Raw genomic sequence first — 7,780 nt, forward strand, 5'->3', positions numbered from 1 at the left:
CACATGTCGCGTGACCCGAACTGACGTCCCCTCCGGCGTTCGCGCCGACGAGCCCGTCGGCCTGCGCGCAGCCGCCGCCCGCCACGCGCTCCTGCCCCTGCGGATCTTCCTCGGCGTGACCTTCGTGTACGCGGGTCTGGACAAGCTGACGAACTCCGCGTTCCTCTCCGCCACCGGCGACGGATCCATCGGCGACCTGATGCGCGGGGTGCGCGACACCTCGGCCGTCCCGGCGCTGGTCGACCTGGCCCTGAAGGCGCCCGTCGGCTTCGCCGTCGCCCTGGCGATCGGGGAGATCCTGGTCGGCCTGGGCGTCCTGGCCGGCCTCCTGACCCGGATCGCGGCCGTCGGCGGAGCGCTGATCTCGCTCAGCCTGTGGCTCACGGTGTCCTGGGCGGTGACCCCGTACTACTACGGCAACGACCTGGTCTACCTCATGGCCTGGATCCCGCTGGTCCTCGCGGGGGCGCCCTACCTCTCGCTGGACTCGGTGATCCGCTCGCGCCTGTCGCGGCGCACGGCATAGGTCACCAGGCCGACCACGGCGGCGAACGCGAGCCCGCCCATCACCATCATGAGGACGAGGAACCACGGCGGGTCGGCCTGGCCGGCCGCGCCGAGCAGGTAGAGCACGCTCGCGGCCATCAGGACCAGGCCCGCGATCAGCCGTCCCGGCTGGAACTCATGACGCCGCACGGGTCACCTCCACCTGTCCCACACTCGCGTGCAAGCGCAGCTCGATCGTTCCGCCCGCCTCGGTGCCCGGGGTGGGCGGCAGGGTCTCGATGCGGGTCTCGCCGTCGTTCTTGATGCGTATCGCGCCGGCCGCGTCGCCGGGCATCTGGATGTCGCCGAGCTTCACGCTGGCCTCCGTCAGCGCGGTGACCTCCCTCGGCAGGATCACCCGGAGCCGGCCCGCCTCGATGGAGGCGTGGACGGGCACGGTGGCGCCCTTGGCCACATCCAGCCGGCTGAGGTCCAAGGTGGCCAGGCCGGTGCCCGCCTCGTAGCGCGGCGCCACGGCGTCCACCGAGGAGGGCCGCCAGTTCACGTCATGCCAGTCGGTGCCGATCTCCTTGGGCAGGGCCACCGCCGCGGCCAGCAGCCCGGCGGTGATCACCGAGAGCAGTACCGTGCCGAAGCCGGTGCGGCCCTTGAGCGAGCTCACCGCGAGACCGAGGCCGAAGACGGCGAGGGCGGCGGCGAAGCCGACCTGCAGCGCGTGGCTCAGCGTGCTGCCCTCCCAGACCGAGGCGGTGGAGATGCCCCCGGCCAGCGCGGCCAGGACGAACACCCGGCCGCCCATCCCGCCGCGCGGCTCCCGCCGGACGTGGGCCGCGGCCGGCTCACCGCCGGGGGCGAGGGGGACCGAGTCGTCGGGGCCCCACAGATAGCCGGTCGAGCCGACCGGACCCGTGGTGCCGTCCTTGACCAGCGGGTCCCGCCACCAGGACGGGCCGCCGGGCGTGGGCGGCGCCTGCGTCTCGGGCGGCGCCGGGCTGTGCGCGACCCGGTGCCCGGTGCGCGTGGCCTCCGGCCACACGAACTCCGCGCCCCCGGAGCTCCCGGCGGCCTTGTCCTGCGGGGCCTGGGCACCCGGGCTCCGGTGGCGCTGCGACCAGTACGCCCCGCCGCCCAGTGCCAGGACGGCCAGGACGGAGAAGACCGCCAGCCCGCCGTTGTCCAGCATCGACAGGAACAGGGAGCAGCCCACCAGCGCGGCGAACACCGCCGCCAGCGTCGCGCCCTCGACCCGGCCCGTCAGCAGCTTCTTCGCCTCGCTGTCCTCCTCGCCCTCCTGGGGCAGCAGCAGCCACGCGAATCCGTAGAAGATCAGACCGACGCCGCCCGTCACCGCGAGGACGCCGAGCACGATCCGGAAGATCACCGGGTCGAGGCCGAAGTACCGGCCCAGGCCGCCGCACACGCCCGCGAGCACCTTGTCGCGCTTGGAGCGGCGCAGGGGAGGACGCTCGGCGGGCGGCGGGCCGCTCGTGGCGCCCGCGCCGGCCTCGGCGCCCGGCGGTGGGGAATCGTGGACTTCGGTCATGTGTACATGGTGACGGTCCGCCCGGGCCCCGGGCATCCGGATCCACCCTGGGACAACCCTGATATCCCCCCGAGAGAAGTGGGGGGCTGCCCTGATGCCCCGGGCCCCGCGCGCATGTGACCATCGGTGACATGCCCGTAGCAACCGCCCCCCGCCCGCCGTACGCACCGGACTCCGACGAGCCGCCGCAGCGCAAGCTCTACCGCAGCGCCGACGGCCGGATGCTCGGCGGTGTCGCGCGCGGCCTCGCAGGGCACCTCGGGCTGCCCGTCGTCTGGGTCCGGCTCGTCTTCCTCGGACTGTTCATGTGGGGAGACGGCCTCGGCATACTGCTCTACGCCGCGTTCTGGGTCTTCGTACCGCTCGGCGTCGGCGGACGCAGCGGCCACCGCTCCTACTTCGACACCCTGCCCGACGGCACCCGGCGGCTGCGCAAGCCCGAGCGGGGCCAGATCACCGCGCTGATCGCCCTGTGCGTCGGCGCCGGGATCTTCATCTCCAAGGTCCAGGTCGGCGGCGCCTCCGGCCGGTACGTCTGGCCGACGCTGCTGGTCGGGGCCGGTGTGGTCCTCGTCTGGAGGCAGGCCGACAACGCCCGCCGCGCCCACTGGAACGCCGCCGCCGGCCGGCACGGCCGGCTGCTGCAGACCGCCCGCGCGCTCGCGGGCGTCGTCCTGGTCGGCGTGGGCCTCACCGTCTTCATCGTCGTCCGCGGCTCCGCCGCCCAGCTGGGCAACGTACTGACCGCCACCCTCGCCGTCCTCGTCGGCGTCGCCCTCCTCGCCGGACCCTGGCTGATCCGGATGACCCAGGACCTCTCCGAGGAGCGGCTGATGCGCATCCGCGCCCAGGAGCGCGCCGAGGTCGCCGCCCACGTCCACGACTCCGTGCTGCACACCCTCACCCTGATCCAGCGCAACGCCGAGGACGTCGGAGAGGTACGCCGCCTCGCGCGGGCCCAGGAGCGGGAGCTGCGCAACTGGCTGTACAAGCCCGAGGGCACCGGCAAGGACGAAGGCGAGGAGCCGACCACGCTGGCCGAGGCCGTGAAGAAGACCGCCGCCGAGGTCGAGGACCACCACGGGGTCCAGATCGAGGTGGTCGTCGTCGGCGACTGCCCCCTCGACGAGAAGCTGGCCGCACAGATGCAGGCCGCGCGCGAGGCCATGGTCAACGCCGCCAAGTACGGTGGCGACGGCGGCCCCGTCCAGGTCTACGCCGAAGTGGAGGGCCAGACGGTGTTCGTGTCCGTGCGCGACCGCGGACCGGGCTTCGACATGGACGCGGTACCGGACGACCGGATGGGCGTACGAGAATCGATCATCGGCCGGATGCAGCGCAACGGCGGGACCGCGCGACTGCGGTCCGCGCCCGACGGCGGCACGGAAGTCGAGCTGGAGATGGAGAGGGCGGCGAAGGCAGCATGACCGAGGACAACGCGAGCACCGGCGACAACGCGAGCACCGGCGGAGTGACCAGGCGCGTCCGGGTGGTGCTCGTCGACGACCACCGGATGTTCCGCACGGGCGTCCAGGCCGAGATCGGCGAGACCGACCGGACCGGGGTCGAGGTCGTCGGCGAGGCCGCCGACGTGGACCAGGCCGTCACCGTCATCACCGCCACCCGCCCCGAGGTGGTGCTCCTCGACGTGCACCTGCCCGGCGGCGGCGGCGTCGAGGTACTGCGCCGCTGCGCCCCGCTGATGGCCGCCGCCGAGGACCCGGTGCGGTTCCTGGCCCTGTCGGTGTCGGACGCCGCCGAGGACGTCATCGGGGTCATCCGGGGCGGCGCGCGCGGCTACGTCACCAAGACGATCACCGGCACCGACCTGGTCGATTCGGTCTTCCGGGTCCAGGACGGGGACGCGGTGTTCTCGCCGCGGCTGGCGGGCTTCGTGCTCGACGCCTTCGCCTCGACGGACGCCCCGCCGGTCGACGAGGACCTGGACCGCCTCACCCAGCGCGAGCGCGAGGTGCTGCGGCTGATCGCGCGCGGGTACGCGTACAAGGAGATCGCCAAGCAGCTGTTCATCTCGGTGAAGACCGTGGAATCGCACGTCTCGGCGGTCCTGCGCAAGCTCCAGCTCTCCAACCGCCACGAGCTCACCCGCTGGGCGACGGCCCGCCGGCTGGTCTGACCGAGGGGCACCGAACGCGGCCGGTGGATCCCGGGCCCCAGGGCCTGTGATCCACACCGCAGCCTCCACCGGGAACCCGAGCACGCCGCGGACCCCTCTACCGTCCGTGATGAGTTTGACGGGGACCCCCCTCTTCGTGACGGTGATCGCCCTGACGGCGTGCGCCGTCGTCCTGCCGCTGGCCGTGTGGAGCAAGGTGCGCGGCCCCGCCGCCGCGCGCGTCGCCACGCGCGCCTCGATGATGGTCTTCGCGCAGGTCACGGCCGTCGCGCTGGTGTTCGTCGCACTCAACCGGGAGATGAACTTCTACGCCACCTGGGGCGATCTGTTCGGCACCGGCAAGTACGTCACCGCCGCACCCGACCTCGGCCCGGACGGGCTCGGCGGGAAGAAGGCCGAGGAGGTCAAGGCCGCTCCGAAGGTGCACCAGGAGTTCCACCCGGTCGACGGAGTGGGCGGCCGGGTCAAGCAGACCGAGCTCGACGGCAAGATCTCCGGGGTCAAGGGCGACGTCATGGTGTGGCTGCCGCCCCAGTACGACGACCCGGCCTTCAAGGACAAGAAGTTCCCCGTGATCGAGCTGATCCCCGGCATACCCGGGACGGGCAAGTCCTGGTTCCAGGGGCTGAAGGTCCACGAGGTCCTGGAGCCGCTCATGCAGAGCGGCAAGGTGCAGCCGTTCATCCTCGTCTCGCCGCGCGCCATGCTCCTCGGCAACGCCGACACCGGCTGCGCCAACATCCCCGGCAAGGTCAACGCCGACAGCTGGTTCAGCGTCGACGTCCGCAAGATGGTCGCCGACAACTTCCGGGTCTCGGAGGAAGCCCGCACGTGGGGCGTGGCCGGATACTCGGCCGGGGCCTACTGCGCCGCGAAGCTGGCGATCAACCACCCCGACCGCTACAGCGCGGCCGTCTCCCTGTCCGGCTACAACGACCCCGGCCAGGAGACCTCGTCGCTGGTCGCGCAGGACCCGGAGCTGCGCCGCACCCACAACCTGAAGGCCCTGCTCCAGGCCGCTCCCACGCCGCCGGCGGTCTCGCTGTGGATGTCGGGAGCCGAGCAGGACGGCTACTCGTCCGGCCTGGACCTCAAGGCGCTGGCCAAGAGCCCGACCGAGGTGCACGCGGAGAAGACGACCGGCGGCCACAACCTCACCAGCTGGACGAAGCAGCTCCCGCAGACCTTCGACTGGCTGAGCAAGACGGTCAAGGCGCCGTAGGACCGGTCGGGGACCGCGCGTCCGCCGCGCGGCACCGTACGAGAGGGACGGCCTACGCCGGCCGGGAGGCGCCGGCCCACGGCATCGAGTCCACCGGGGCGAGGCGGACCGTGGAGCCGGGGCGCGGGGCGTGGATCATCTGGCCGTTGCCGACGTACATGCCGACGTGGGAGACCCCGGAGTAGAAGAACACCAGGTCACCGGGGGCCAGCTGGTCGCGCGAGACCCGCTGCCCGGCGTTGATCTGGGTGTACGTGGTGCGCGGCAGCGAGACCCCGGCCGCGCGCCAGGCCGCCTGGGTCAGCCCCGAGCAGTCGAAGGAGCCCGGCCCGGTCGCGCCCCACACGTACGGCTTGCCGATCGCCCCGTACGCGAACGCCACCGCGCGGGCGGCGCGGGAGCCGTCGGAGGGCGGCGCGGGAGCGGTCCGCGCGTCGGTGGTCGAGCCGGCCTCGTAGGCCGCGCGCTCCTCGGCGGTGAGCCTGGCCAGCAGTCGCTGGGCGGCGGTCAGCTTCTCCTCGATCTCGGCCTTGTGGCCGGCGAGTTCGCCCTGCCGGGCCCGCAGGTCGGCCAGGCGCCCGGCGGCCTGCTCCTCGAGCTGCCCGACCTCTTCGAGCTTGCGGCGCACCGCGGAGATCTCGGCCGCGTTCCGGCTTCCCGCGCGGGAGATGAGGGCGGCCCGGTCCAGGTACTCCTGCGGATCGTCCGACATCGCCAGCTGGACGGCGGCGCCCAGGGTCCCGCTGCGGTACTGGGTCGCGGCCAGCGAACCGAGCGTGCTGCGCGCGGTGTTGAGCTGGTCGGTCTTGCGGGCGGCCTCGTCCTGCAGTCCGTCGAGGGCGCGCTGTGCCTCGTCCGCCTTCTCCTTCGCCCCGTTGTACCGGTCGGTCGCGACCTCGACCTCCTCGTAGAGCCGGTCCATCTCCGCCTTGACCTGCGAGGGCGTCGGCTGGGGGTCGGCGTGCGAGGTGCCTTCGAACGCGGTGGCGGTGGCAGCGCCCGCGAGGGCGAGGGTGGCGGCCGTGCTCCGTGCGGCGGTGCCGGCGAGCGGGCGCTGCCTGGGCTTTCGATGACTGGCCACGAGGGCCTCACGTCCTTCCTCTGTCGGTGCTTGGAGGAGGACGCTAGACCCGGAGGTAACGGGCAGATGACGGGATGACCGCAAGTGGCCGGACGTGACCGCAGCTGGCTGCCCAGTGGCCGCCGATGGCTGCCGATGGCCGTCCGGTGTCGGCGTCAGCGGCGGTCCGGTGTCAGCGCCAGAGGACGGCGATGAAGATGTTGGCCACGGTCAGCCCGCCGACCGCGCCGAACAGCGCCTTCTCCACCCGCTCCTCGTCGCGCTTGACGTAGACGAGCGCCAGGATCACGAAGAGGATCGCGAGCTTCACGCCGACCTTGACGTTGTTGACCGTGCCGCCGTCCATCTCGCGGAAGCCGACGAGCAGTACGCCGGTGACGAGCATGGTCAGTGCGCCGTGCAGCATCGCGGGCACGAAGCGGGCGGTGCCGGCGCCCATCGCCTTCATCTGGGTCAGGAAGCCGCCGAGGAGCGAGGCGATGCCGATGATGTGCAGGCCGAGGAAGACGTTGATCAGTACGTTCATGGCCACGAGCCTAGGTGGTGGCCGTCAGCGGATTTCGGTCAGGCGGGCGAAGACGACCACGTTCCCGTCGTACCCCGTCTTCTTCGAGAAACCGCCTCCGCAGGTGATCACGCGCAGCTCCGGAGCACCCTTGGGACCGTAGACGCGCTCGGCCGGAAAATCGTTCTTGCCGACGACCTCGACGCCGTACACGGTGAACACGGCGGTGCGGCCGTCCTGCCGGTCCACCTCGACGTGCTGGCCCTGCTTGACCGAGCCGAGGTGGTAGAAGACGGCCGGGCCCTGCTTGTTGTCCACGTGTCCGTCGATCACCGTCGTGCCCTGCGTGCCCGGGGAGGGGGAGGCCCCGTACCAGCCGGCCAGGTTCCGGTCCTGCGGCGGCGGGGCGTCGACCCAGCCCTCGGCGTCGAGGCCGACACGGGTGACCGGGGCGTCGACCTGTACGGAGGGCACCCGGATCCGGGTCGGCGGGGAGGGCTTCAGGGGCTCCGGCGGCGGGGGGAGGCGGCGGGCCGCCTCGTCGTGGGCCGGGTCGCTGACCAGCGCGGCGGCGTGCGCGGGCTGGGGCGGGCCGCCGTCGGGGTCGAGCCCGTTGGACAGGAGGAACGTACCGCTGAGGGCGACGACGGCGACGACGCCCCAGCCGCCGCGAGGCTTCGTACGCTCCTGGTGGCGGTGCATGACGTGCTCTCCTCGGTGCTCGGTGCTCGGTGCTTGCTGCGCGGGGGAGTTGGACCGGGCCCGGCCGGTCGCCAGGGGCGGAC

General features: G+C 72.7%; 9 protein-coding genes. 4 read left to right on the forward strand and 5 right to left on the reverse strand.

The window, feature by feature from the left end:
• Positions 1-10: 10 nt before the first annotated feature.
• Positions 11-526 (forward strand): DoxX family protein, encoded by a 516-nt coding sequence (locus tag ACWGDE_RS14120; RefSeq protein WP_453389243.1) that lies wholly within the window; start codon positions 11-13, stop codon positions 524-526.
• Here the strand turns inward: ACWGDE_RS14120 and ACWGDE_RS14125 are convergent.
• Complete coding sequence (locus tag ACWGDE_RS14125; protein ID WP_453389244.1) at positions 472-696, reverse strand: hypothetical protein; 225 nt, start codon at positions 694-696, stop codon at positions 472-474. The genes ACWGDE_RS14120 and ACWGDE_RS14125 overlap by 55 nt on opposite strands.
• Positions 683-2,050 carry a PspC domain-containing protein gene (locus ACWGDE_RS14130; protein ID WP_453389245.1) on the reverse strand — a complete coding sequence of 456 codons (1,368 nt, stop codon included), beginning with the start codon at positions 2,048-2,050 and terminating at the stop codon, positions 683-685. The genes ACWGDE_RS14125 and ACWGDE_RS14130 overlap by 14 nt, the downstream gene beginning before the upstream one ends.
• A gap of 131 nt (positions 2,051-2,181) precedes the next feature.
• On the opposite strand from ACWGDE_RS14130, the gene ACWGDE_RS14135 reads away from it, so the two are divergent.
• From ACWGDE_RS14135 to ACWGDE_RS14145, 3 genes are all read left to right on the forward strand, one after another.
• Positions 2,182-3,477: an ATP-binding protein gene (locus ACWGDE_RS14135; RefSeq protein WP_453389246.1), complete on the forward strand. Its 1,296-nt coding sequence runs from the start codon at positions 2,182-2,184 to the stop codon at positions 3,475-3,477.
• Positions 3,474-4,187, forward strand: coding sequence for a LuxR C-terminal-related transcriptional regulator (locus ACWGDE_RS14140; protein WP_453389247.1), 714 nt, complete (start codon positions 3,474-3,476; stop codon positions 4,185-4,187). Before ACWGDE_RS14135 ends, ACWGDE_RS14140 begins: the two co-directional genes overlap by 4 nt.
• Positions 4,188-4,296: 109 nt before the next feature.
• Positions 4,297-5,409 carry an alpha/beta hydrolase gene (locus ACWGDE_RS14145; RefSeq protein ID WP_453389248.1) on the forward strand — a complete coding sequence of 371 codons (1,113 nt, stop codon included), beginning with the start codon at positions 4,297-4,299 and terminating at the stop codon, positions 5,407-5,409.
• Between the two features lie 52 nt (positions 5,410-5,461).
• Here ACWGDE_RS14145 and ACWGDE_RS14150 read toward each other — a convergent pair whose 3' ends face one another.
• The 3 genes from ACWGDE_RS14150 to ACWGDE_RS14160 form a co-directional block, all read right to left on the reverse strand.
• The gene (locus ACWGDE_RS14150) at positions 5,462-6,490 is read right to left on the reverse strand and encodes an NlpC/P60 family protein (protein WP_453389249.1); all 1,029 of its coding nucleotides are present in this window, start codon (positions 6,488-6,490) and stop codon (positions 5,462-5,464) included.
• 172 nt (positions 6,491-6,662) lie between these two features.
• Complete coding sequence (locus ACWGDE_RS14155; RefSeq protein WP_453389250.1) at positions 6,663-7,016, reverse strand: hypothetical protein; 354 nt, start codon at positions 7,014-7,016, stop codon at positions 6,663-6,665.
• 24 nt (positions 7,017-7,040) lie between these two features.
• Positions 7,041-7,697 carry a class F sortase gene (locus ACWGDE_RS14160; protein ID WP_453389252.1) on the reverse strand — a complete coding sequence of 219 codons (657 nt, stop codon included), beginning with the start codon at positions 7,695-7,697 and terminating at the stop codon, positions 7,041-7,043.
• Positions 7,698-7,780: the final 83 nt, after the last annotated feature.

It is taken from the genome of Streptomyces sp. NPDC054956, assembly GCF_053609185.1.

Bases quoted from the DNA above. Each gene is read 5' to 3' on its own strand.
- ACWGDE_RS14135 (WP_453389246.1), top strand. From the start codon at position 2,182: ATGCCCGTAGCAACCGCCCCCCGCCCGCCGTACGCACCGGACTCCGAC.
- ACWGDE_RS14160 (WP_453389252.1), bottom strand. From the start codon at position 7,697: ATGCACCGCCACCAGGAGCGTACGAAGCCTCGCGGCGGCTGGGGCGTC.
- ACWGDE_RS14130 (WP_453389245.1), bottom strand. From the start codon at position 2,050: ATGACCGAAGTCCACGATTCCCCACCGCCGGGCGCCGAGGCCGGCGCG.
- ACWGDE_RS14140 (WP_453389247.1), top strand. From the start codon at position 3,474: ATGACCGAGGACAACGCGAGCACCGGCGACAACGCGAGCACCGGCGGA.
- ACWGDE_RS14145 (WP_453389248.1), top strand. From the start codon at position 4,297: ATGAGTTTGACGGGGACCCCCCTCTTCGTGACGGTGATCGCCCTGACG.
- ACWGDE_RS14155 (WP_453389250.1), bottom strand. From the start codon at position 7,016: ATGAACGTACTGATCAACGTCTTCCTCGGCCTGCACATCATCGGCATC.